25 protein-coding genes are annotated in these 24,784 nt (G+C 48.7%); 9 read left to right on the top strand and 16 right to left on the bottom strand.

Translation table 11 applies throughout. The features are described 5' to 3' along the window. Nucleotides 1-59: 59 nt before the first annotated feature. On the top strand, nucleotides 60-494 hold the full coding sequence (locus C792_RS0110885; protein ID WP_017549482.1) for a GNAT family N-acetyltransferase: 435 nt from the start codon (nucleotides 60-62) through the stop codon (nucleotides 492-494). A gap of 118 nt (nucleotides 495-612) precedes the next feature. Here the strand turns inward: C792_RS0110885 and C792_RS0110890 are convergent, their stop codons facing one another. The 8 genes from C792_RS0110890 to C792_RS0110930 all read right to left on the bottom strand — a co-directional run bounded on the left by C792_RS0110890 (nucleotide 613) and on the right by C792_RS0110930 (nucleotide 9,589). Then, nucleotides 613-1,737: a hypothetical protein gene (locus C792_RS0110890; RefSeq protein ID WP_017549483.1), complete on the bottom strand. Its 1,125-nt coding sequence runs from the start codon at nucleotides 1,735-1,737 to the stop codon at nucleotides 613-615. Between the two features lie 143 nt (nucleotides 1,738-1,880). After that, complete coding sequence (locus tag C792_RS0110895) at nucleotides 1,881-2,969, bottom strand: hypothetical protein (protein WP_017549484.1); 1,089 nt, start codon at nucleotides 2,967-2,969, stop codon at nucleotides 1,881-1,883. A 128-nt stretch (nucleotides 2,970-3,097) separates the two neighbouring features. After that, on the bottom strand, nucleotides 3,098-3,937 hold the full coding sequence (locus tag C792_RS0110900) for a YitT family protein (RefSeq protein ID WP_245537540.1): 840 nt from the start codon (nucleotides 3,935-3,937) through the stop codon (nucleotides 3,098-3,100). 130 nt (nucleotides 3,938-4,067) lie between these two features. Continuing rightward, complete coding sequence (locus C792_RS0110905; RefSeq protein WP_017549486.1) at nucleotides 4,068-4,967, bottom strand: diacylglycerol/lipid kinase family protein; 900 nt, start codon at nucleotides 4,965-4,967, stop codon at nucleotides 4,068-4,070. A 57-nt stretch (nucleotides 4,968-5,024) separates the two neighbouring features. After that, nucleotides 5,025-6,257, bottom strand: a complete 1,233-nt coding sequence (locus tag C792_RS0110910) for a metal-dependent hydrolase family protein (RefSeq protein WP_017549487.1) — start codon at nucleotides 6,255-6,257, stop codon at nucleotides 5,025-5,027. Nucleotides 6,258-6,284: 27 nt separating this feature from the next. Further along, a complete protein-coding gene (locus tag C792_RS0110915; RefSeq protein WP_017549488.1) occupies nucleotides 6,285-7,436 on the bottom strand; it encodes a hypothetical protein in 1,152 nt (383 codons plus the stop codon). Nucleotides 7,437-7,577: 141 nt separating this feature from the next. Continuing rightward, nucleotides 7,578-9,077: a pyruvate kinase gene (locus C792_RS0110925; protein ID WP_017549489.1), complete on the bottom strand. Its 1,500-nt coding sequence runs from the start codon at nucleotides 9,075-9,077 to the stop codon at nucleotides 7,578-7,580. Between the two features lie 101 nt (nucleotides 9,078-9,178). Further along, nucleotides 9,179-9,589, bottom strand: a complete 411-nt coding sequence (locus tag C792_RS0110930; RefSeq protein WP_017549490.1) for a hypothetical protein — start codon at nucleotides 9,587-9,589, stop codon at nucleotides 9,179-9,181. Between the two features lie 140 nt (nucleotides 9,590-9,729). Between C792_RS0110930 and C792_RS0110935 the strand changes: the two genes are divergently transcribed. The 3 genes from C792_RS0110935 (at nucleotide 9,730) to C792_RS0110945 (ending at nucleotide 13,802) form a co-directional block, all read left to right on the top strand. Continuing rightward, entirely contained in the window at nucleotides 9,730-11,796 is a 2,067-nt protein-coding gene (locus tag C792_RS0110935; protein ID WP_169315528.1) for a HelD family protein, read from the top strand. 96 nt (nucleotides 11,797-11,892) lie between these two features. Next, on the top strand, nucleotides 11,893-13,284 hold the full coding sequence (locus C792_RS0110940) for an L-cystine transporter (RefSeq protein WP_017549492.1): 1,392 nt from the start codon (nucleotides 11,893-11,895) through the stop codon (nucleotides 13,282-13,284). A gap of 122 nt (nucleotides 13,285-13,406) precedes the next feature. Continuing rightward, nucleotides 13,407-13,802 (top strand): VOC family protein, encoded by a 396-nt coding sequence (locus tag C792_RS0110945; RefSeq protein ID WP_017549493.1) that lies wholly within the window; start codon nucleotides 13,407-13,409, stop codon nucleotides 13,800-13,802. Nucleotides 13,803-13,850: 48 nt separating this feature from the next. Here C792_RS0110945 and C792_RS14915 read toward each other — a convergent pair whose 3' ends face one another. After that, nucleotides 13,851-14,000, bottom strand: a complete 150-nt coding sequence (locus C792_RS14915; RefSeq protein WP_017549494.1) for a hypothetical protein — start codon at nucleotides 13,998-14,000, stop codon at nucleotides 13,851-13,853. Between the two features lie 383 nt (nucleotides 14,001-14,383). Here C792_RS14915 and C792_RS0110955 point away from each other — a divergent pair, with 383 nt between their 5' ends. Further along, nucleotides 14,384-14,665 carry a hypothetical protein gene (locus C792_RS0110955; protein ID WP_017549495.1) on the top strand — a complete coding sequence of 94 codons (282 nt, stop codon included), beginning with the start codon at nucleotides 14,384-14,386 and terminating at the stop codon, nucleotides 14,663-14,665. 6 nt (nucleotides 14,666-14,671) lie between these two features. Here C792_RS0110955 and C792_RS0110960 read toward each other — a convergent pair whose 3' ends face one another. The 3 genes from C792_RS0110960 to C792_RS0110970 all read right to left on the bottom strand — a co-directional run bounded on the left by C792_RS0110960 (nucleotide 14,672) and on the right by C792_RS0110970 (nucleotide 16,775). Continuing rightward, a complete protein-coding gene (locus C792_RS0110960) occupies nucleotides 14,672-15,106 on the bottom strand; it encodes a GNAT family N-acetyltransferase (RefSeq protein WP_017549496.1) in 435 nt (144 codons plus the stop codon). Between the two features lie 106 nt (nucleotides 15,107-15,212). Continuing rightward, a complete protein-coding gene (locus C792_RS0110965; protein WP_017549497.1) occupies nucleotides 15,213-15,851 on the bottom strand; it encodes an FMN-dependent NADH-azoreductase in 639 nt (212 codons plus the stop codon). A 123-nt stretch (nucleotides 15,852-15,974) separates the two neighbouring features. Continuing rightward, complete coding sequence (locus tag C792_RS0110970) at nucleotides 15,975-16,775, bottom strand: class I SAM-dependent methyltransferase (RefSeq protein WP_017549498.1); 801 nt, start codon at nucleotides 16,773-16,775, stop codon at nucleotides 15,975-15,977. Between the two features lie 112 nt (nucleotides 16,776-16,887). On the opposite strand from C792_RS0110970, the gene C792_RS0110975 reads away from it, so the two are divergent. Further along, nucleotides 16,888-17,556 (top strand): type 1 glutamine amidotransferase domain-containing protein, encoded by a 669-nt coding sequence (locus C792_RS0110975; RefSeq protein WP_017549499.1) that lies wholly within the window; start codon nucleotides 16,888-16,890, stop codon nucleotides 17,554-17,556. A 63-nt stretch (nucleotides 17,557-17,619) separates the two neighbouring features. Here the strand turns inward: C792_RS0110975 and C792_RS0110980 are convergent, their stop codons facing one another. Continuing rightward, complete coding sequence (locus tag C792_RS0110980) at nucleotides 17,620-18,075, bottom strand: DinB family protein (protein ID WP_017549500.1); 456 nt, start codon at nucleotides 18,073-18,075, stop codon at nucleotides 17,620-17,622. A 122-nt stretch (nucleotides 18,076-18,197) separates the two neighbouring features. On the opposite strand from C792_RS0110980, the gene C792_RS14985 reads away from it, so the two are divergent. Continuing rightward, nucleotides 18,198-18,374, top strand: coding sequence for a hypothetical protein (locus C792_RS14985; protein WP_017549501.1), 177 nt, complete (start codon nucleotides 18,198-18,200; stop codon nucleotides 18,372-18,374). A gap of 77 nt (nucleotides 18,375-18,451) precedes the next feature. Continuing rightward, nucleotides 18,452-19,915 carry a DHA2 family efflux MFS transporter permease subunit gene (locus C792_RS0110990; protein ID WP_017549502.1) on the top strand — a complete coding sequence of 488 codons (1,464 nt, stop codon included), beginning with the start codon at nucleotides 18,452-18,454 and terminating at the stop codon, nucleotides 19,913-19,915. A gap of 44 nt (nucleotides 19,916-19,959) precedes the next feature. Here C792_RS0110990 and C792_RS0110995 read toward each other — a convergent pair whose 3' ends face one another. Then, a complete protein-coding gene (locus C792_RS0110995) occupies nucleotides 19,960-21,384 on the bottom strand; it encodes a DHA2 family efflux MFS transporter permease subunit (RefSeq protein ID WP_017549503.1) in 1,425 nt (474 codons plus the stop codon). A 105-nt stretch (nucleotides 21,385-21,489) separates the two neighbouring features. Here C792_RS0110995 and C792_RS0111000 point away from each other — a divergent pair, with 105 nt between their 5' ends. Then, nucleotides 21,490-21,924 carry a MarR family winged helix-turn-helix transcriptional regulator gene (locus C792_RS0111000; RefSeq protein WP_017549504.1) on the top strand — a complete coding sequence of 145 codons (435 nt, stop codon included), beginning with the start codon at nucleotides 21,490-21,492 and terminating at the stop codon, nucleotides 21,922-21,924. A 38-nt stretch (nucleotides 21,925-21,962) separates the two neighbouring features. Here the strand turns inward: C792_RS0111000 and C792_RS0111005 are convergent, their stop codons facing one another. Both C792_RS0111005 and pepT read right to left on the bottom strand, forming a co-directional pair. Further along, a complete protein-coding gene (locus tag C792_RS0111005) occupies nucleotides 21,963-23,366 on the bottom strand; it encodes an MDR family MFS transporter (protein ID WP_040608876.1) in 1,404 nt (467 codons plus the stop codon). Nucleotides 23,367-23,459: 93 nt separating this feature from the next. After that, entirely contained in the window at nucleotides 23,460-24,683 is a 1,224-nt protein-coding gene (pepT, locus tag C792_RS0111010) for a peptidase T (RefSeq protein ID WP_017549506.1), read from the bottom strand. Between the last annotated feature and the right edge of the window lie 101 nt (nucleotides 24,684-24,784).

The following is a 24,784-nucleotide window of genomic DNA, read 5'->3' on the forward strand; positions in this document are numbered from 1 at the left end:
ATCATTTTTCTTTCATTTAGCCATGCACTCGATTATCATGATTTAAAAAGGGTGAAAGAATGTTGGAACTAAGAAAAGACAGAAGTTTCACTTCAAAAGATATCAACAGCCTGTACATGAGCAAAGGCTACAGTTCATATGAAAATAGACTCGATGCTCTCTATGAGGCGGCTGTCACCTCAGATTACATAGTTACCGCATGGGACGGCGCGCAGATGGCGGGCATCATCCGCTCTTCAGGGGATTTGAACTTCACCCAGTATATCTCAGACTTGATCGTTCATCCTGAATATAAAAGCATGGGGCTCGCCTCGAAATTGATGGATGCATATATAAATGAGGTTTCCGGAGTCGAGGAAATATATCTGATGATGGATACAGCCCCTAAAAATTCCTTCACCAAAAACTGGCTTGCCTACAAAGGCTTTGAAGTCCTCGCTGAAACAGATAAACAGACCATCTACATGATGGGGAAAGATGGAAGTAAGAAATGATTCCTCTTCTGATGGACACCGTCCATTTTGCCGTGTCCGCCAACCGCATAATATGTATTTGCTTCCCCAAAATGCAAAGACAGGGCGAAACATAAAGGTTCCGCCCTGTCTCGATACTCTATTCAACTGATCCTTCTACATCCTCTTCGTCCTCCGGAGCTGTTGTGATTTCATCCGGATTTGGCTTTTTGATCTCAGTATCATCAAACGCACCGTAATCCGAGTAGTTGAGGATGATTTCAATTTTGATTTCCTGCTGTGGATCCTGCTGTGCAGGTGCCGACGCAATCAGGTTTGCACTTTCCAGTTCACCTGACTCCTTGTTTATGAATGCGACGAGCCCTGTTTCCAGTTCTGCCATGATCGCTCCTGTGAATTCCACCTGGAAGTATTCCTGGTAGAGGTCATGTACTTCATCATCATCCCCTGTGTAATAGAGGAGATAATAATTCCCCGCCTCCTTCACTTCCATGGAATCCGGCATCTGTCCGATAATTTCATGTACATTCGAATATACACCGTAGACCAGCTCATCAGGTGAATACTGGCCGGAATAATCCATCCAGCCCTCCTGACTGTTAAGAATCACTTCACCGGTTTCACTGTTTGCATAACCGTGGGGCTGGGTCACATTGAAATTCTCATCGATATAATCAGAAGCGACTTCAAGTCCGCCGTCGGTTTCATCCACTTCAGCCCTGTTTCCAGTGAATGATTCATCAAGGACCTGCTCCCCATCAGTGACTTCGATGGCAATCGCTGTCTCCTGCATGTATGATGTTACCTCTGATGGGTCCTGCAGGACATCCTCCACGGACATATCGGTGTCTTCTGCACTCTCAATCATGTCGGCCTTATCCTGACCGAGATCATATGCCTGCTTCATGTCCTCTTCATCGACCTCTCCGTCAGAAGTGTCTCCAGATGATCCGTCTTCCGAACTTTCCTCATCAGATCCGGAAGCATCGGCATCGGATTCACCATCATCGCTACCTTCGCCACTTTCTCCGCCGGATTCCTCTTCTGAACTATCCTCCTCCGTCGACTCCTCTTCCGTACTTTCTTCCTCTGTCGACTCTTCTTCTGAACTATCCTCTTCTGCACTCTCTTCATTGGTGTCTTCTGAGGTTTCCTCTGTTGTCGTCTCTTCGGTATTTTCCTCTTCACCGTTTTCTTCTCCGCCACCGTTACATGCTGCCAAAAACAGCGTTCCGATGAGTGTAGCTGACAATAATTTCTTCATATAATCCACTCCATCTTAATGTAAAATATGAAAAGCTCACTATCATGGTAACATTTCTGTTATTATTCTGTAACATTTTATACAAAATTATTCATGCGCTCATCTTTTCCGCGAAATAAAATACAGTCCGGTTCATCCATATGCTATTCAAGAGAGCCTTCTATACCTTCATCATCACCTTCTGCTGCGGATCCTCCCCTGTCTTCCGGGTTGGGCTTCTTGATTTCTGTATCTCTGTCAAATATTCCATAATCCTGATAGTTAAGAATGATTTCGATGGTGAGGATCTGCTCCGGATTCTGCTGCCCGGGCGCTGATGCTATCAGATTGGCGCTCTCCAGTTCCCCCGATGCCTTGTTGATGAACGCCACGAACCCCAGTTCAAGTTCATCCATGTCTGCCCCCGTGAACTCCACCTGGAATGTTTCCTGGTAAAGCTGATGGACGATATCATCTTTGCCGGTATAGTAGAGGATGTCATAATCGCCCTCTTCCAGCACCTGCAGTGAATCGGGCATCTCTTCGATGATTTCGTGTGTGTTGGAATAAGTACCGTATATCAGCTCTTCCACTCCGTATTGTGTGGAATAGTCCTCCCATCCCGTTTCCGAGTAAATGAACAGCTCGTCTGTCTCACTGTTTCCGTATCCATGCGGCTGGATGATTTCATAATTTTCATCGAAGTAGTCTGACGCCACCTCGAGTGCCCCATCCGATTCATCGACTTCTGCTGTGATGCCCTGGAATGACTGTTCCGTGACCTCTTCACCTTCTGTGACCTCGATGATGATTGAAGTATCCTGTATATATGACGTGATTTCAGAAGGTTCTTTGAGCACATCTTCGACAGTATTATCGGTTTCTTCCGCATTTTCCACCATGTCCACTTTGTCCTGGTCGATATCATACGCACTTCTCAGTGCTTCTTCATCTATCTCCGACTCCGTCAGATCCCCGGGCTGATCTTCGGATGAAGTTTCCGAAGTTCCGGATTCTTCAGTTGATTCGTCATCCGCTTCTGCAGATTCTTCATCTGTGGCACTCGCAGAATCATCTTCTGTCGTCTCTTCTTCTGTCGCTTCTTCCTCAGTCGCTTCTTCCTCAGTCGTCTCTTCGGTGGTTTCTTCCTCGTCCCTGTCTTCTGCCGTATTTTCTTCCTCCGTGTTCTCCTCTCCGCCGCATGCCGCAAGTAACAGTACCCCGGCCAGCGTTATCGGGAACAGCTTCTTCATAAAATCCCACCCGCCTAATCTGTAAAATTTAATTAACTTAATATTCGGATTTCCGTAATATTTTCGTAACATTATTATATTACCCATAAAAAAGGATTGGAAGCATAAATCTTCCAATCCCTGGTATTTTATATGAAATAGTTCCCGAGAACACTGTTCACATCGTGTACGACGACGAATGCGTTATCATCATATTTCTTGATGAGCCGCTTTATCCGGGTCAACTGGTTTTTGTTGATAACGACATAGAGGATATCCTTGTCCTCCTGAGTGTAGAATCCCTTGCCGTTCATGGATGTCACGCCGCGGCCGATTTCACTGTTGATCATCTTGCCAAGCAGTTCCGGGTGTTCGGAAATGATGGTGATCGCCTTTTTCGGGTTCATGCCCTCGATGATGAAATCCATCACTTTTGCTGCAATGTACAGTGCGATGACCGTGAGCAGCACCTGTTCGAATGTCATCACTGAAAGTCCGATGGTGATGACGATCATGTCAAAGAACAGCAGTGCATAGGATACATTGACATCGAGATACTTGTTCGCGAGCTGTGCCAGTATCGTCGTTCCGGCTGTTGTCGCCCCTACTCTGATGATCAGTCCGATGCCAAGTCCCACGAACATGCCGCCGAACACGGTGTTGATCAGTATTTCATCGGTTTCGATATGCCATGTTTCCGTCATCCACAGGAAGAACGACATGAGGAATACGACGAATATCGTGTAGTACATGGAACGCTTGCTCAAAAATTTAAAGCCGACCGCCAATAAAAGTGCGTTAAGTACGAAAGTTGAAATCGCCGGGGATATATCGAATGCATAGAGGAGTATAATCGCGATACCAGTGACTCCGCCTTCACCGAGATTCCCTGCAATCATGAAAGTGTTGACCCCGATCGAAAATATGAAAGAACCGAAGATGACTGTCGCGAGGTTGATCAGTGTCTGTTGGGTGATCCGCGGGCGGATGGCCAATTTCCTTTTTTCAAAGTTGATTTTCTTGAGTCTGTCTCTGATTTTCACAATTATTCCTCCTTCTCTTCGTTTAAGCCACCGATATATGATAAATCAAAAAGGGAAATATTTCAACTTGGCTGTTTCATTTTTCATTTCCTTCTTTTTCAGGAATGCTGACTCTGACCCTCCCTTTCAGAAGGCTGATATCAAGCGGCCCAAACGGATACGGGTCACCGTCGACATCCATCACAGAAAGCCGGTCCGCCTCTACCTTCAGCCATTCGGTTTTTAAGTACCGGACGTTTTTGTGCTCTGTAATCCTGCCTTTCAATGCCAGCCATATGATTTCCAGGATTTCCTTCGCACTGGATTCTCTGATATTCAGTACATGCAGGTTTCCATCATCGAGGGACGCTTCCGGCAGAAGCCTTTCGAAACTGCCGACAGATGATGCGTTGGCGACGATTGTCAGCAATGACTGCTCCATTATTTCCTCATCCGCCAGCGTTATTCTGACCTCATAGGGTTTCATGGTCACAAGCGCCCGGATTCCGGTATGCAGATAGGCAATCGAACCGAAACGATTTTTAGTCTCTGACTTGACGCGGGTGAAGGCTTCCATGAAATCACCGAGTGCAATCAGATAGCCGGCATACTGATCATTGTACCTGATGACGTCCGCTTCGATGGTTCTCTGTTTTTCAGAAAGGGCACTGATTGTATCGTTCAGATCCAGCGGGAGACCGAGTGTACGGGCATAATCATTCACAGTGCCTGCCGGCAGTACGGACAGCAGCGGTTTACAGCCGCTTTCTGTGATGCCGCCGATGACTTCACCAATCGTACCATCTCCGCCGGCCGCCACAATCAGGTCGCTCTCTGCCGACTTTTCCTCTGCAAGATGCCTTGCCCCCTCCGGTGGTGTATACAGAATTTCCACATCGTAACCGGCTGAGCCGAGCTGTTCAATGATTTCATATTCCATCGGACGATTTTTCGTCCTTCCGGACTTTTTATTGAAAATCACTGCTGCCTTCTTCATATTTCCCTCCGCATTAAAAAAGATCCTGGATGATAATCCAGAATCAATGACTTATATTCATTCTATTATATTTTTATGGATGACGCCATCTTTCGCAACAAGCTTGATATTATCATTGTCTTTCAGGGCGCCGATGTTCTCAAGCGGGTTCTCTTTTGAGAAGATGAAATCCGCCACATACCCTTCCTTGACGAGACCGGTATCCGTATATCCGAGACATTCGGCAGAGGTCTTTGTGGACGCAACAATCGCATCCATCGGAGTCATGCCGCACTCGACCATGAGTTCAAGTTCGCGCAGATTCGTACCATGCCTGAACACCCCGGCATCTGTGCCCATAGCAATCTTCACTCCTGCGTTATAGGCTCTCGTGAAGCTCTCTTTATGGTAGTCCAGCACTTCCCTCGATTTGTCGATTGCCGTCTGTGCCATGCCGAGCTCGTCGGAGAATTCAAGGACGGAGACCGGTGCAAGGAGGGTAGGTACGAGATATGTGCCCTGGTCCTTCATCCTGCCGCATACCTCATCATCAAGGAATATGCCGTGCTCTATGGAATGTATGCCCGCTTCCACACATTGTCTGATGCCTTCAAGCCCCTGGGCGTGCGCCATGACTTTGACACCGTTACGGAACCCCGCCTCTTCGACGATCACTTTGAGCTCCTCTGGTGAAAACTGTGTGAATTTTGGATGGTCTGTCGGACTTGAAACGCCGCCGGTGGCATGGACCTTGATGACATCCGCCCCGGCACGCAGCATCTCACGCGTCTTCTTGCGTACTTCCTCCACACCGTCACACACACCGTGAGGCATACCCGGGTGTGCCTGGATCAAATCTGTCACAACACCTGAGTAGTTGTATCCATCGCCGTGACCGCCCGTAATTGTCAGCGCATTGACACTGATCTGCATGCGTGGGCCTTTCACCAGTCCATCGTCAATCGCCTTTTTGAGTCCGAAATCGCTGCCGAGAGCATCCCGTACTGATGTGATCCCTGCATTAAGAGTACGTTCCAGATAGTCTGCTGCAGCATAGAAATTATACGAAAAGGGTGTGGTGAGCCTTTCTTCCAGAGGCTTGAACTCTGTCATCATATGGACGTGGGCATCAATCATGCCGGGCAGCATGTACTGGCCTTTACCGTCCAGCACTTCAGCATCCTCAGCCGGTGTGACGTCAGGACCGACAGTGCTGAATCTGCCGTTCTCCACGCAGACATTCGTATTCTGTACCACGTCAGCTCCTGTTCCATCGATCAGATTCACATTTTTAATGAATAATTTACCCAATATAAACACTCCTATTTTTAAAATGAATTAAATGAGACTCATGATAAATGTTGCAATGAAGACCGAAGCGACGGTCACTGTGACAAACCCGCCGATCAGCATCGGTGTCACCAGTTCCTGGAACAGCTTCTCCTCATCTTCCGGATTGTCCGTCTCACTGCGGGCAACTTCTTCACAGATCAGGTAATCCCCGGGGAAACCGATCAGTGCCGTCAAGGCCACAGGCATTCCTTTGTACGGGTGCCAGCCAACAACCTTCGAAGCAATCAGGCCGCCCGCCATGATGCCGAAAATGCCGAGTGCGAGAATCAGGACGACCGCCGGAATGTTTTCCACTACATCCTGCGGCGTAATGCCGCCCATCGTGCCGATGATGACAAAAATCAGTGCAACCATCATGAAACTGAATGAATTCGCGGACTCCAGGGCGCTCTTCGGCAGAAGATTCGTATTCAGTGCCAATATGCCAAACAGCAGGCAGAAGAGCGTATAGTGGATGCCCGTGAGTTCTCCGAGCACAACGCCCACGGCGGCAAGCACAAAGATGGCGAACAGTTTGATCGTGTTGTTCTTCATAAGGCTGAACCTTACAGGTGCGACATCTCCTTCATCATCAAACGGTATTTCACCCGCCTCTTTGCCGGCAATCATGAAATTCCGTCCGTATTTCTTCATGAAGGCAGCCGCCAGCGGCATTCCGATGACACCCTGGAATGACTGCACCAGGACGGGGACGACGATAAGTCCGGTCATACCGATTTCGGTCAGTTTCTCGTTGGTGATCAGAAGGGCGACAACGCCGCCGGAAACCGGGCCGATACCGCTTGCAGCTGTCGGGAAATCATATACGAAAGACACTATGCAGAGAATCAGCACAAGCGCGCCAATCAGGCCGGACAGTGCAATGACCACCGCCCGCCACTGCTTTTTCAGAATCCTGAAGCGCATCAATGTTCCCATATGTACAATCAGAGGACCAATCAATATCGCTCCCAGCGCAGGGAGAGTAGACAGCTCAAGAATATTTTCAGGAAAGACACCGAGCCATGTCAGGATCAGAAACCCAAGCATCGCAGTCATCAGCATAGGTATACGAGCCCTGGTGTAAATGGAAATGCATTCCCCCAGGGCAATCAGTGCGAACAACACTACTGTGGCAACTATCGGTTCCTGCAACATGATTTTTCACTCCTTTTTTATAAGTTGATTAAGTCATTATACAGCCAAACCACCGATAAAGAAAGGGATTATTCTGAAATGAAAGAGTTTTCAGAATAAATGTACACAAAAAAAGACTGCAACTGCAGCCTTTTGATGAAATCACTCTTCAAACGCATCCTCCGCAATACTGAGCGACCTGAGCATCGCGGTCTTCTTGTACTGATGGACTTCGAATTTCTTGAGGATATCAGAGACGACTTCGACGCCGTCGACGATATAGTCCCCTTTGTTGAGCATGATGCATTCTGCCCTGGAACCGGCAACGACATCGGAGATTTCAGAGCGGGTCGGAATCCCGGTCTTGACCAGTGATTCCACGACCTGTGTAGCCCAGATCACCGGCACATGGGCCGCTTCGCATATCCACAGCAGTTCCTCCTGCACCTCGCTCAGCCGTTCGTATCCTGTCTCCACAGCAAGGTCCCCGCGTGCCAGCATGATGCCGAAGGGCCGAGCTCCTGCTGCCTGCTGGATGATTTCCGGCAGATTCCTTATACCTTCGCTCGTCTCGATTTTGGCAATCGCCGGCAGGTCCCGCCTGTCATCAGTCAGCCTGTCGCGCAGGGCCGCTTCAATATGATCGATGTCATTCTTATCCTTTATGAATGAAAATGCGATGGCATCTGCATGCCCGGCGGCAAAATCCAGATCTTTAAGATCCTGTTCGGTCAAGACGTCAAGTTTATAATCCACATCAGGGATATTGATGCCCTTTTCGGTCTTCACCCTCACACCATTTTCCTTGACGGTCCGCACCACTTCACAGATGACACCCCCGTCAGCCGTTTCCGTCACTTCCGCTTCGATGTGTCCGTCATCGAGCTTCACGACCTGGCCTTTTTGCATTTTTCCAATCACTTCGGGAACCGATGTGTTCACAGCAAGTTCGATGCCTTTGGGCAGCGTCATGGAGGTCCGTCCTGATATCAGGAAACGCTCACCCTCCCTCACTTTCGGATTCCTCTTGGTTGTGAGCAGTGTCTTCGTGCGGATTTTCGGACCGCTGATATCCATGAGCACACGGCATGTATGCCCCGTCTTCTTTTCTGCTTTTCGTATATTTTCAATCATCGCTTGCCATACTTCCGAATCATCATGGGCACAGTTTATGCGCGCCATATTCATACCTGACATAATAAGCGATTGCACCAGTCCGTAGTCCGATCCGGCCGCCGCCGGCATGGTGACCAGTATGCGTTCGTTCCTGTCATGACGGTTTTCGCCGAATATTTCATCCGTGTTATTCTTGAGGGCCTCATTACGCTCCCTGAACGATGCCTGGGAACGGTAGTCGATATTTCCGACATCCTCCCCGGTAATGCTCCCAAGTGTCTTCACCAGCGCATTCAACGTGCCGGGGACATCTGCCTCCAGCCGGCCGAGTGACGAAACCCCCCATGGAATAAGGCGCTCCTGCAGTTCCCGGAGATCCATTTTGCGGAACGCCATATAATAGGCCAGGTTCTGTGCGCTGTTTTCATATGCCTCTCTGACAGGCGTCCGGTTCCATCGGGCGTACAGCCTGTCCCCTTCCTCTATTACGGTTTTTCTCACTTCCATCACTTTTTCAAGCAGTGCCCTTCCTTCCTTCATATCCATTGATACCACTCCCCGTCCGCTCATATATATTGTATATATACCCGGGACGGCGGTTTTTTATTTACAGTATGAAAAAAGCACGGACCGGGCCCGTGCTTCGCTCAGATTTTCTTTTCATAGCAGATGTGGAGCACTTCAAGATAGCCGATGTGGAAGATCGACCACAGTGTCCAGCCGATGTAACTGTGAAGCTCCATCGGTTCCTCGGCCTGTGTTGACAGTATATAATACAGCATCGTCATGATGAGCCAGATCATCACCATGGACGGCATGTAGAGTTTGCTCCGGTTTATGTAGATCCATTTCAGAATGGTTGCCATCACTACGGATACGAGCAGATGAAGCAGTATCTGGATGACGATATGCAGCTCTTTCGTGCTGATGAAATCGAGGTTGAGCAGCAGATCCAGAAGCTCTATATCAGTGGATAACTGGACATATAAAAATGCACCGGCCAAAAGCAAACCCGCCACAGTACCGCTGATGAGACCGGAGAGTAGTATTTTGCCCATAGCACCTGTTCCTTTAAAGTATTGGTGAGTCGAATTTCACAATTCCATTATATCATATGCAAAAAGGTAATTTAAGACTGTTATTGGAACGCAAAACCTTATATGATGGATTTCCTATCAAAAATGAGGGGGATAAGCATTTGGCACACTTATCAATGGAAGAAGAAAAACAGCATCTGATGCTGACAGTCGATTTTTTAAAGGCCTACAACGCCAAACTCTCACTCGAACGCGATAACCTCAAAAAGGGCATCCGCTCAAATCGTGAAGCGATAAATGAGGAAATTGCATCCATCGATGCGGATTTCGAATCCGGAAACATCCATCAGTTCATACAGATGCTGCCGGATCTCCGGACCACCGAAATGAACTTCAATTTCATCGATGCCATGTACAGACGGACAAAACGCATGATTCCGAAACCATACTTCGGCAAGGTCACAGTCGATGGTGAAGACATATATATCGGTACAGGAACGATAAGGAATAAAGACAACGACCTCCTGATATACGACTGGCGCACACCTGTTGCCAGCCTCTTCTATGAGAACGAGACAGGCCCACTCTCCTATACTATACCCGACGGAAGCCGGATTGAGGCAAATGTTTCCGGCAGAAGACAGTTCATTGTTGAAGACTCGAAGCTCCGGAAGATGTTCGACAGCGACATGTATATAGGGGACGAGATGCTCCAGAACATGATAACCGACTCCTCCCGGTCGAAACTCAGGAACATCGTCTCCACAATCCAACAGGAACAAAATGAGGTCATCCGTCAGCCGCTCAGGCAGGACACCCTGGTATACGGCCCTCCGGGGAGCGGCAAGACTTCCCTCGCCCTGCAGCGGATTGCATTCCTGCTCTATCAGCATAGGGATACCCTGAAACCCGGGAACATCCTGCTCATCTCACCGAATGAAGTGTTCAACGACTACCTGTCGGACGTGCTGCCGGAACTCGGTGAAAACCATGTCAAAAACACTACATTCTACCGTCTGCTCGGCCAATTCCCCTACTTCAAGGCACGCCGCTTTGAAACGGTCTACGGGAACATCAGGCGGCTCCGTGGGGACGCCGGAGCGCATGAAATCTATGAATACAAATCCTCACTCCGGTACTTCAAATCACTGCATGCATACCTCGGCGGTCTCGCAGACAGAGGAATGGAATTCAGGAATCTGAAGGATAGAGACGGAATCTTCATCAGAAAAGAGAAACTGAATGATATTTTCTATAGAGAGCTCTCCCATCACCCGGTCACCAAACGTCTGCTGAAGATAAAGGAACGCCTCCTTTCCCTCTATTCGGCACGCGTGGCTGAAATCAGGGAGTCCAGATTCAGGGAACTCGATAGCCAGAACAAGTATATCGGCGAAAAGCACCAGCTCAGGGAAGAAGCCCACTCCTACGCGAAAAACCAGCTGAAACAGGCCCACAGGCAGATCATGCTTTTCAGGTTCATCCACATCGAGAAGCTCTATATCAATTCCATCGGCGATAAAGAAGTCAGGAACAGTACCATCCGCTCTATCAAGGAGAACGATTTCAAATATGAAGACATCGCACCGATGCTCTACATCTATATCCATCTGCTCGGGGCTTATGACCGCTCCGTGCAGCATGTACTGATCGATGAAGTGCAGGACTACTCGAATATACAGTATTATGTGATGCGCCATTATTACAGGAAGGCGTCATTCACGAGTCTGGGGGATCCCAACCAGCAGATCCATCCGGCTGACAAGGACGCACTCATCGCCAAAAATCATGTACAGAAGCACCTGGTCCGTTCATACAGGTCCACCAACCAGATCAATGCATTCCTGAACAGCCTTGTGCCGGATTCAATCCAGTCCGTTTCCGTTGACGGGGAGGAAGTACAGAAACTCCATGCCCGGGATCATACAGAAAAGATCAGGGAAATACTGCGGGCACAGGACAGGCCGCAGGTCGCTATCATCACACCGTCAAGAGAATCCGCGGACGCACTTTACGATGAACTCTCAGATGAATTCCCACAGTTCCGCAACCTGCAGGAGAAGGACACACTATACAACCAGTCCTTCATCATCCTGCCCTACTATCTGTCTAAAGGGTTCGAATACAACACGGTCATCCTGACAGGGACGGTGGAATATGAAAACGAAGACCACATCATGTACGTGCTCTCCTCCCGGGCGACCAGACATCTGCATATCATCGAATAGATGAGTGAATATTGATTTTTTTGAAGACCGACTTTACAACTCGGATTAAATCCTATATAATTACTCTGCTTTGATTTTAAAAAAGGAGTTATTGTTATGGATATTCTGCTTATCATTATTAATCTTGTCATCTTTCTGACATTGATCGGGGCACTCATGCTCCTGAAGAAACGCAATGTCAAATTCTCATACCGTGTCATGACCGGTCTATTGGTCGGACTTGTATTCGGAGCGGTGCTCCAGCTGATCTACGGCGTTGAAAATACCGTCATCACAACTACGACCGACTGGATGGCAATCATCGGCGACGGTTTCGTCCGTCTCCTGCAGATGATTGTCATGCCGCTCGTATTCATCTCCATCCTCGGGGCCTTCGCCAAGATGGACATGCAGGAGAAATTCCTGAAATCAGGTTTCAAGATCATCCTGATACTGCTCGGTACAACAGCCATAGCCGCTGCAATCGGCATCACTGCTGCCCTGCTTTTCAATCTCGATGCTTCAAGCCTCAACCTTGGTGAAGCGGAGAATGAAAGAGCTTCCTCACTTGAAACAAGTGCCCAGGAAGTCGAGGACCAGACACTGCCGCAGCAGCTGGTTTCACTGCTTCCGGCAAACCCATTCCTTGACTTTACAGGCGAACGTGCAACATCGACGATCGCGATCGTATTCTTCGCGGTATTCATGGGACTCAGCCTGGTCCGCCTGGTCAAAAGCAGCCCTGACACAGGTGAAAAAGTCAGGGCCGGGATCGTAGCCGTCAACGAATGGGTCATGCAGCTGGTGAAAATCATACTTGCACTGACACCATACGGAATATTCGCCATCATGGCAAACACAGTAGCCACTTCGGATTTCCAGGCCATCTACGACCTCGGATTGTTCGTACTGGCTTCCTACGCCGCACTGATTGCAATGTTCCTGGTTCATCTCGTCATCATTTCACTGACCGGATTGAACCCTGTCCAGTACTTCAAGAAGACATCCGAGACCCTGTTATTCGCATTCACTTCCCGATCCAGTGCAGGCACGCTGCCGCTGAACATACAGACACAGAGAATCCGTCTCGGCGTACCATCAAGCATCGCCAACTTTTCCGGAAGTTTTGGGCTGTCCATCGGACAGAACGGCTGTGCAGGGATCTACCCGGCAATGCTCGGCATCATGATAGCACCGGCCGCAGGCATTGAAGTCAATGCGACATACATCATCACACTGATTGCCGTCACAGTTATTGCTTCCCTCGGTATCGCAGGCGTCGGAGGCGGTGCAACATTCGCCGCAATCGTGGTACTTTCCACGATGAACCTGCCGATCGCACTCGCGGCCGTACTCATCTCGGTCGAGCCGCTCATCGACATGGGACGTACGGCACTCAACGTCAGCGGATCCATGGTTTCTGGCACCGTGACTGCCAAGACCAACGGCCAGATAGACAAAGACGTCTACAATTCGCATAACCTGGATGAACTGACTGCTGAAGTCTAAAATGATTATCGATGCCGGATCCTGATACAGGGATCCGGTAATTTTATACTCGCATCCATATATTGAATGATACTGATTAAGGCATTCTGGTATAATTGGACAATGCAGATAGGAGGATGAATATGAAGTCAATGACACCCTTTCTGATGTTCGAAGGCCGTGCAGAGGAAGCGATGAATTATTATATGGAGGTTTTCAAGGATGCGGAAATCCGCTATGTAAACAAGTATGGTGAAGACACCCCTGAAATGGAAGGTAAGATCATGCAGGGAGTAATCCGTATCCACGATCAGCTCATCATGATGATGGACAGCAACGCGCCTCATGAATTCACATTTACACCAAGCATGTCTTTTTTCATAGAGTGCAGATCGATGATGGAAATCGAAAATTATTACCGGAAACTCAAGAAAAAAGGCGCCATTCTGATGCCCCTGGACGAATACGGTTTTTCCGACAGCTTCGGCTGGATCCAGGACCAGTTCGGCGTTTCCTGGCAGTTGAACTTTTACAGATAGACAAAAATACCGCCCCTCTTCTTGTCAGGGGCGGTATTTTTTGTTCATTTATGCAGTTTTCCTGTTAAAAATTCTGCCAAAGAAAGATCTTTTCAGTTTAACATCTTTCTTGTTTTGGGAAATGTGGCTGTAGCTTTCAGCAATCCTCTTGTACTCTTCCATGCGAAGGTCTGCAGAAATACGGTCTGTTGAGAACATTTTGTCCCCTCCTATTTTGTAATTCATATTTATATAAATATTATTATTGCCGTTTGTCTATATTTAAATAATACCATCATACCAGTATCCCATCAATGATTATGTGAACATTTTACCAAAGTAAATATATTAATAATTTTTAAATAATTCATTATTATGTTGTAATTATTGATTAAAAATTTCAACATCTAATTCAGTTTAGATATAAAATACTTACATTTGCATCATTATGCCCGATGTTTCCGTTTTCATAAAAATCTTCTGCATAATCACTTTTCAGCACCTGCAATCAGTCCAGCACTGGATTTAAAACTTTTTATCCTTTAAAGGCATAAAGTGTTAAAATGAAAACAGGCATTCTTCACACTGGGAGGGACCATTTTATGTGGTGGATATTGGCCATAGTGATTTTCGCTTCGATTGGCGGCTTCGGAAGTGAATATTTGAAGCACTTGAGGAAAATGGAAAAGATCAAGGTGGAGGCCGTAGACAAACAGCTGGAACTTGAACGCTTGAAGCAGGAGAATTTCCTGCTAGAGAACCAGCATATGAAATCGGAGCTCGAACGGATCAAAGAGGAGAACAAAAAGCTTCTTGAATCGAAACAGAAAGATAAAGAAAGTCCCTGGCTCATAGAAGAGACAAGGACTGATGAAGAGGAGTGAACAGATTCATTCCTCTTTTTTATATTCCATGTGGTAATGCGGTATATTATCCTCAAGATGCATTTCAGACACCGCCCCGAAGCCGAATGACTCATAGTATTCTTTAAGGTGGGCCTGGCCGTGCAGGTATATCAGTTCTCCTGAGTGATACCCATCCACATATTCCATCGCCTGTGCCATCAGCTCGCGGCCCAGGCCGGTGCGCCGTCTGTCACTTCGGACAATGACCCTGCCGATTGAAACAGGTTCTTCCAGGATGATTCGCAGATAGGCAATGATTCCCGACGCATCAGTTTTATAAATGTGGAGGGACGATTCATCCTTCCCGTCTATTTCCTGATAGGCACACTCCTGTTCCACGATGAATACAGCAACCCTCAATCTGTATATTTCTTCAAGTGTATGTATATCAAGGTCTTCAAATTCTCTGAAATGCCACATGGTACTCCCTCCCACAGGAAATGTATTACCAGAATATTATCATAAAAACACCCGGCACACTGGTGTGCCGGGTCCATGTCAGAAAAAATCTTTTCATGTTAAAGTTTTATGCAAACTGGCTATTCAGTTCCCTTGCTGATTCACGGACACTTTCAAGGCCTTCTTCGATGATCCGCGCCGCATCCTGAGGCATTGCATTATGGCCTTCAATGACGATTTCATCAATGATGTTCATGCCGAAAATGCCGCCGAACACATTCTTCATGTAATTCATGGACATGTCCATGGCTGAAGCTTCAGGTACGCTGTATACGCCGCCGCGTGCATTCAGCAGTACGACTTTCTTGTCAGCCATCAGCTGCGCCATGGAACCGTCAGCATTGTATTTGAAAGTGAACCCTGCAGCATACACATAATCGATGAATGTCTGCAGACGGGCCGGGATGGTCAGGTTCCACAGCGGGAATGCAAATACAAGTACATCCGCTTTTTCAAAAGCATGCATTGCCTTCTGCTTCGCATCCATCAGACGCTGTTCATCTTCCTTCAGCTCTTCTTCGTTTTGAATCTTGCCGAAGGCGCTGAAGAGCTCCTGGCCGATATATGGCATATCTTCTGTGAAAGTGTCATATACTTCGATGTTCATTTTGTCGCTGTTTTTGATCGTTTCCATGTATGCATCATACATTTTGGTTGAAATTCCGTCGGGGCGGTTGTTCGCTTTGATCACGAGTACGTTTGTCATATAAGTGTTCCTCCAAAAATCATCATCTTTTAACACACATGATACATGATAACAAAAAGTAAGTTTGTTGTAAATGTTTATCGATGATTTTTGAAGGAGGCACATGATCAGACATTGGACTGGCTATTTCTTCTTATTCCTGTTTTCAAGAATGGCGATGCTCAGCACATGAGGAATTTTATGTGTATCCTTCGAGAAGTTCTCCCTGATGTATTCATCAATCTCCCCGAGTGTCCGCTTGCGCTTTTTCTCTTTGAACGCTGCAAGCCAGGATACCGTGGCAAGACGGCCCAGCCATTCTTCATTTGTGAATTTGACTTCGTAATCCATCTTATACAGTTCCTGCAGATCGAATCGGGAATATTTCCATTCGTCGAACCATTCGACGGGGAAGCTGTTTATCATCTGGGTGGCATCCTCTTTTGCACCGGCTCTCTTGAGCTGCTTGTCGCTTGCGTTGTCCTTGATGATTTTCAGGGATTTCTTCACTATTTTCACACCGGATGTGAACCCCGAGTCCATGACAATGAGATATCCCTCCGGTTTCAGGATCCGTTTGATTTCCTTGAGCACCTCTTCTGTGTCAAACCAGTGCCATGCACGCATGACAGTGACGATATCGTATGTGTCCGCCTTCAGACCCGTGTCTTCGGCATACTTCTGCCTGAATTTTATGCGGGGATCATCCCCCACGAACTTCCTGCCGGTTTCAATAAGTTTTTCGGACGGCTCCACTGCATCGACGATTGCGCCCCGGTTGCTGAGCATCTTGCTCAAAAGTCCCGGCCCCGCACCAAGGTCAACCACTTTGCTGCCGCTGATTTCCACGCCTCTCTTCTCCAGCCCTTCCAACAGACTTTCAGGTATATCATCCCTGTATTTCAAATATTCTTCCGCTACGCTTCCAAAGTCTACTGTTTTCATTCCGAACACTCCATTCAATGAAATTTACGCCTCTGATTCCTGATTCGAATTTGATTAGATTACTTTATATCTGTTGTGGGTAAAACAGATGTAAAGGAGAGTTGATAACAATATGAGTAAATCTGTACTTATTATCGCAACGAACCACGGAACAATCAACAACGACAAGGACAGACCGACAGGTGTGTGGCTGAGCGAAGCTGCAGAACCGTATCAAATCTTCCAGGGGGCAGGACTGAAAGTGGACATCGCATCACCGAAAGGCGGCGAAGTCCCGATTGATCCCGCTTCCCTGACAAATGGCCGGGATGATGAAAAGTTCAATGATGTCATCCGTCTGCTCCAGAACACGCAGAGTCTGAAGGATGTCGTCTATGAAGGCTACGATGCAATATTCTTTGCGGGCGGCCACGGGGCAATGTACGATTTCCCCGGCAATCCGGAAATCCAGAACATCACCGCATTCTTCAAGGATGACGGCAGGACAATCGGTGCCGTCTGCCACGGTCCCGCGGCTTTTGCCGATCTGAAGACGAAGGACGGCAGCCATCTCGTTGACGGCGTCAAAATCACCGGCTTTACAAATACAGAAGAACAGTCCATGAATCTCATGGAGGATATGCCTTTTGCGCTCCAGACAAAGCTTGAGTCCCATGGCGCCGGTTTTGTCGTCGGTGGTGAGATGGAGAGTAATGTCGTCAAAGACAGAAACTTCATCACCGGCCAGAATCCCGCTTCTGCTGCAGACGCTGCACAGGCAATCGTCAATCAGCTCACTTAGAGATTATATAACATTTGAAAATATAAAAACACAGAACATCGCACCGATGTTCTGTGTTTTTTGTTATTTAATGAGTTTTGACATTTCCTGTATTTTCCCTGCATGAAGTGCTTCATGGAGAATCATGAAGGACATCTGTTCATATCTTTTCGTCATTCCCATGAATTCGCGCGGCAGGTCTTCATCCAGGCTTTCTTCTGTAATATCTTCAAGCCGCGGAACCTGGCCTTCGAGCAGCGCCTTGATCTCTTCGATCGAAGGTGTTTCATCATCAAAATCATCCGGACTTGTGCCGTATCCGAAATATTTCTGGAATCTTTTCCCATCATCCGACTTGGAATCTGTAAGTGCTGCAGTCGGCAGTTCCATCATACCCGCCACGTGGCCCAGCTGCCAGTGGATATTGTTCTTGAACCCTTCCGGAATCTTCGTCATATCTTCCACTGATACTTTATCAAACGTTTCCAATATCCACTCTCTGGATGTTTTCACCTGGAATAATAGTGTTTCTTTTGCCACCTGTAAAACTCCTTTCAAATTTGAATTCCTTATCCATAGTATCCATACCCTGTTTTTCAGTTGCTTATTCAGGGCATTAAGTATAATGTGGGCTTGAAAATATTCGATAGGAGGCTTCATTCATGACCAGATTTCTTCTCAATCTCATTATCATGGGAATCATCACCATCGCCATCTACTGGCTGATTGACTCATTCATCCCCGCCCTTTCGGTCTATTCAATCCCAATTGCTCTGCTTTTGGGCATTACGATTGGTTTCTTCATATATATACAGATAGATAACAGGATGGGACCGTAACATGGATAAAACACTTGCTTATTTCGGAAATCGGAATATAATAGTATAGTACTGATTTCAGAAACAGGGGTAATACTATGGAAACAAACAATAATCACAAGCCGGATTACAGACTGATAGTCATCCTGCTGTCCGGCGCTTTCGTCGCACTTCTGTCCAATACATTCCTGAATGTCGCCCTTCCGTCCATAAAGAATGATTTTGACATATCCACCTCGACTGTACAATGGGTATCCACCGCCTACATGCTTGTAAGCGGCATCGTCATTCCGACCACCGCCTTCCTCATGCAGAGGTTCAGCGCCAGAAAGCTTTTCATCGCGGCGATGGTCCTGTTCCTGACCGGCACCCTGGTCGCCGGTTTTTCCCCGGTTTTCCCCGTCCTGCTTCTGGGACGTATGATCCAGGCATCCGGTTCAGCAATCCTCATGCCACTCTTGATGAACGTGATGATCACAAGCTTCCCGCCAGCGCAGCGGGGAACCGCAATGGGGCTGTTCAGCCTGGTGATGTTCTTTGCACCTGCCATCGGCCCCACACTCTCAGGGTTTGTCGTCCAGCACTATTCATGGCATATGCTTTTCTTCATGATGGCGCCCATACTCCTTATCGTACTGTCCATCGGATGGTTCAAGCTACCCGGGACGGACACCCATTATACTACGAAACTGGATATCCCGTCGGTCATCCTCTCCACGCTCGGGTTTGGAGGCATCCTCTACGGCTTCAGTGCAGCCGGCAACAGCGGCTGGATGCGTGCCGATGTACTGATCGCACTCTTTACCGGCTTTGTTGCGACCTTCTTCTATATAAAGAAGCAGACCCGGATGGACAAGCCGATGCTCGACTTCAAAGTATACAAATTCCCGATGTTCATGCTCGCCTCACTGCTTATCGGCACAATGAACATGGCTCTTTTCTCAGGGATGATTCTCATGCCGATATACCTGCAGGACATCCAGGGAATTTCACCGCTGGAGACAGGGATTCTGTTACTGCCCGGTGCACTGATCATGGGGTTCATGAGCCCTGTCTCCGGCCGGTTGTTCGATATGTTCGGCCCCAAGGTCCTGGCAATCACCGGGCTGGTGCTGACCGTGTCAACGACATCCTTCTTCAGCCAGCTTGAAGTGGATACCAGCTATACCTTCCTGATCATACTCTACTCCATCAGAGCGTTCGGTATGACACTTGTGATGACGCCCGTCATGACGAACGGTATGAACCAGCTGACGCCTGAGCTCACTCCTCACGGCTCATCCATCAACAGCATGCTCAACCAGGTTTCAGGTGCCATCGGAACCGCACTGCTCATCACTGTAATGCAGAACAGGATGAACCAGAAACTCTCCAGTGTTGCACCATCGGATACAGCTGCTGTGAACCAGGCCATGCTCGATGGCATCAACTTCGCCTTCCTCATTGCGACCCTGCTGCTCGCTGTGGCGCTGATACTCGCGTTCTTCCTGAAACGCGTGGCATCCGACGAAGTCATCGGCAATGATATGACCAAGGCAAGACCAATCGAATCGGACGAATGAAAAAGGGACGGCGGAGCACTGATATGCTCCGCCGTCCCTTTCATCTAATTGTCGTACGCTTCATCATATTCTGTGATGTCGGGATTTTTAAGTCTGAAGGCAAGGAAAAATCCGATCAGGGCAAGCCCGCCCGCGAACATGAATGAAATGTTCACCCCGCGTATCATGCCTTCGGCGCCCTGCTCCGGAATCATCGTATTGGTCATGATGGAGACAAGCAGCGCAGTGCCCACGGCACCGGCGACCTGGCGCATCGTATTGTTCATCGCGGTGCCGTGCGGCACCAGTTTCTTGGTCATCTGATTCAGTCCGGCGGTCGTCACCGGCATCATGACCATGGACACGCCGAGCATCCTGAATGCGTTGACTACGGCAAGATATGTGAATGTCGTTTCAGTACCGAGGGTTGTGAACATCAGGGAAGTCACCGCGACGATCCCGAGGCCGATGATGGCAAGCCATCTTGCTCCGTATTTATCAAAGAGCCGGCCGGTAATCGGGCTCATCACTCCCATGATGATCGCACCCGGGAAGAGCATCATGCCGGATGCCAATGCTGAAAATCCGAGCATGTTCTGCATCAGGATCGGCAGGATGACCGATCCGCCAATCATGGCCATGAAGACGATCATGCCAAGTGCGGTCGTCAATGTGAAAATCCGGTCCTTGAACACTGCAAATTCCAATATCGGCTCTTCCAGGCTGTTCTGACGCCTGATGAAGATGAACAGCGCCACTGCACCGATGATGAGCGATATGATGACAGCCGGGCTCAGCCAGCCGCTGTTGCCGGCGACACTGAATCCATATAGCAGTCCGCCGAAACCGAGTGTCGACAGGATGATAGACAGCACATCAAGTTTCGGATTCGTCTGCTCAGTGACATTCCTTAAAATGAAGTAGGCGATTATCAGATCGATGATGACGATCGGAATCAGCATATAGAAGAGCCCGCGCCATGGATAGATGTCGATGAACCACCCTGACAGCGTCGGTCCTATGGCCGGGGCAAAGCTGATGACGAGGCCGAACATGCCCATCGCCTTGCCACGCTGATCATGAGGATAGACGAGGAACAGGATGGTCTGCATCAGCGGCATGATGATGCCGGCGCCCGCCGCCTGCAGCACCCTCCCTGCCATGAGCACCGGGAAGTTCGGCGAGATGCCGCATGCCAGAGTCCCGACACCGAACAATGACAGCGCTGTAAAAAACAGCGCACGGGTCGAGAATTTACTTATCAGAAAGGCTGTAACAGGTATCATGATGCCATTGACCAGCATGAATACGGACTGCAGCCACTGGGCCACATCCGCTTCCAGGTCGAGATCCGCCATGATGTGCGGAATCGCTGTTGCCAGCAGCGTCTGGTTGAGTATTGCGGCAAATGCGCCGGACAGGAGCACTGCCATCAGCGTAAGACGGCCTTTATCGGACAATTGATCTTTACTTTCAAGTTGTGGAGACATAGAAATTCCTTCTTTCCTAGACATAGAACAAAAATGATTGTATTATACAACTATATTCGATGTCAATGAAAACAACCCGAAATTTGAAAGGCGTGTGATCTGCACATGGTCAACGATAGATCGCTGGAAAAACTGGAGCTTGAGATTGCCATGATGGTGCGGCGGCTCCGCCACCGATTGCCCGACATAGATGAAAAGCAGAAACTCCAGCGGGCCAGCTATTTCATCCTGCTCATCCTGGCAGACAAGGGACCGATGGGGGTAAAGGATATCGCAGACCGGCTGCACCTCGATGTTTCCACAGTCAGCAGGCAGGCCGGCGATCTGCTCAAAAAGGAATTCCTGAAAAAGATTCCCTCTGAAATGGATAAACGGTCCTATAAGTACGAAATGACCTATAAAGGGCAGGAAGTGCTCGAAAGCAACCGGGAAAGCCGCGAGGAGCGGTTCCGCAAAATGATTGACCGGTGGGATGCGGGGGAGATTGAAGAATTTGCCCGTCTGCTGAAAAAATTCAACAGTCTGATCGAGCACGACTGATAACAAAAGCAGCATCCCTGTTCGGGATGCTGCTTTTTCTAATGCTTCTGCTCTGCCGGTTTGCGCAGCCTGAACGCGAGGATGAAACCGGCAAATGAAAAGATGCCGGTGAGCACGAATGATATGTTCACTCCATGGATCATGCCTGCGGCTCCCTCCCCGGGAATCATCGCAATGGTCATGACCGACACGAAAAGTGCCGTTCCGACAGCGCCTGCCACCTGCCGCATCGTGTTGTTCATCGCGGTGCCATGCGGCACCAGCCTGTCAGACAGCTGGTTCAGTCCGGCGGTTGTGGATGGCATCATCACCATCGATATACCGAGCATCCGGACTGCATTGACCACCGCAAGATATGTGAATGTTGTTTCTGTATCAAGCACCGCAAACATGAACGTGGTCACTGTGACGATGCCAAGTCCCGGTATCACCAGCCACCTGGCGCCGAATTTATCGAACATCCGCCCGGTGACAGGACTCATGATGCCCATGAGAAGCGCACCCGGCAGCATCATCAATCCGGACTCGAATGCAGTGAAGCCGAGCATGTTCTGCATCAGGATCGGCAGTATGATGGCACCCCCGATCATCGTCATGAACGCTACCATGCCGATGATCGTGGCAAGGGTGAATATCGGATCTTTGAACACCCTGAATTCAAGTATCGGCTGTTTGAGCCTGAACTGCCTTCTGATAAACAAAGTCAGCGCCACAGCACCGACAGCAAGTGACGTGATGACCGTCGGATTCAGCCAGCCGCTGCCGGCGACACTGAATCCGTAGAGCAGGCCGCCGAAACCGAATGTAGACAGGATGATTGAGGTGACATCGAGTTTTGGATTCGTCTGCTCGGTGACATTCCTGAGGATGAAATATGCGACGATGAGGTCGATGACGACAATCGGCAATATGATATAGAACAGTCCGCGCCAAGGATAGATTTCAACAAACCAGCCGGACAGCGTCGGCCCTATGGCCGGGGCAAAACTGATGACCAGCCCGAAGAAACCCATCGCCGTCCCCCGTTTCTCCCGCGGATAGACCAGGAACAGGATTGTCTGCATCAGTGGCATGATGATGCCCGCACCTGAAGCCTGCAGTATCCTGCCAAGCATGAGTACCGTAAAGTTCGGTGCAGTGCCGCAGACCAGGGTACCGATTCCGAACAGCGTGAGTGCTGTGAAGAAAAGCTTTCTCGTCGTAAATTTACCGATGAGGAATGCCGTGACGGGAATCATGATTCCATTGACCAGCATGAATACGGACTGCAGCCACTGGGCCACATCCGCTTCCAGATCGAGATCCGCCATGATGTGCGGGATTGCTGTTGCAAGCAGCGTCTGATTCAGAATGGCGGCGAATGCACCCGACAGAAGGACCAGCATCAGCGGCAGCTTCTTTATTTCTTTTTGTTCTTCCATTTCCTGTACATGTTGGGTCATAAGATTTCCTGCTTTCATTATCGAAAAAGTACGTCTTTGATCTTCCTGCATATAAGAGTGTAAGCGTCCCGCTCCAGGGGACGCTTACAAATATCATCTGTCTTTGGCGAGCCTGCTGATTTCAGCGATGACCTTCACTGCTTTTTCCATCACATCGACCGATGCATATTCGAATTTTCCGTGGAAGTTCTCTCCGCCTGTGAACAGGTTCGGTGTCGGAAGTCCTTTGTACGACAGCTGAGAGCCGTCGGTCCCTCCCCTGACCGGCCGGATGACAGGCTCTATGTCAAGGTTTTGCATCGCCTGTTCTGCACAATCGACGATTTCCATCACCGGTTCAATCTTATCCTTCATATTATAGTACTGGTCATGTATTTCAAGCGCGACACGTTCTTCACCGTATTTTTTACCTATCTCCGCGGCGTTCGCCTCCATCAGACGTTTGCGGGCTTCGAATTTCCCTTTGTCGAAGTCACGGATGATGAAGTCCGTCTTCATTTTTTCAACATCTCCTCCCATCCGCGTCAGGTGGATGAATCCTTCATAACCCTCTGTACGCTCCGGCGTCTCATCTGCATCGAACATCGTGACGAATTCGGACGCCATGCGGCCCGCATTCACCATCTTATCCCTGGCTGTCCCGGGATGCACACTGTTGCCGGTGAATGTCACATGCGCACTTGCGGCATTGAAGCTCTCATACTGGAGTTCACCTTCCGGGCCGCCGTCCACGGTATAGGCAAAATCGGCACCGAAGCGGTCGACATCGAAGTGATGCGGCCCGCGTCCGATCTCTTCATCCGGCGTGAATGCCACACGTATTTTGCCGTGCTTCATCTCATCATTATTGATCATGTATTCCATCGCTGTCATGATTTCGGCGACGCCGGCTTTATTATCCGCTCCGAGGAGTGTCGTGCCGTCTGTCGTCATCAGCGTATGGCCTTCGTATTTTTCAAGCTCAGGAAACTCGTTCGGCGACAGTACAATATTCTCATCCCTGTTCAGGATGATGTCCCCGCCCGCGTACTCGATAATCTGGGGATTGACGCCGGTGCCGGTGAAATCAGTCGACGTATCCACGTGTGCCAGGAAGCCGATGACCGGTGCACCTTCGATATTCGCCGGCAGTGTCGCCATGAGATATCCTTTGTCATCTGTTTCCACTTCGGCCATACCGAGGTCCTTGAGCTCCTGTTCGAGGAGTCTGATCAGATCCCACTGATTGTCAGTGGACGGTGTCGTGTGACTTGCCGCATCCGATTGCGTGTCTATTTTTACATATCTCGTCAGACGTTCAATAAGCGTGTCTTTCATGTCCCATTTCCCCCAAGAATCATTTTAGTTATATTCTACCATACGAATGAGCGGAAATTTATCGATTGGCACATACTGATGGTGGAATGAAGACAACTGAT

Origin of the sequence: Salinicoccus carnicancri Crm, from assembly GCF_000330705.1 — a bacterium.
GTDB lineage: Bacteria > Bacillota > Bacilli > Staphylococcales > Salinicoccaceae > Salinicoccus > Salinicoccus carnicancri.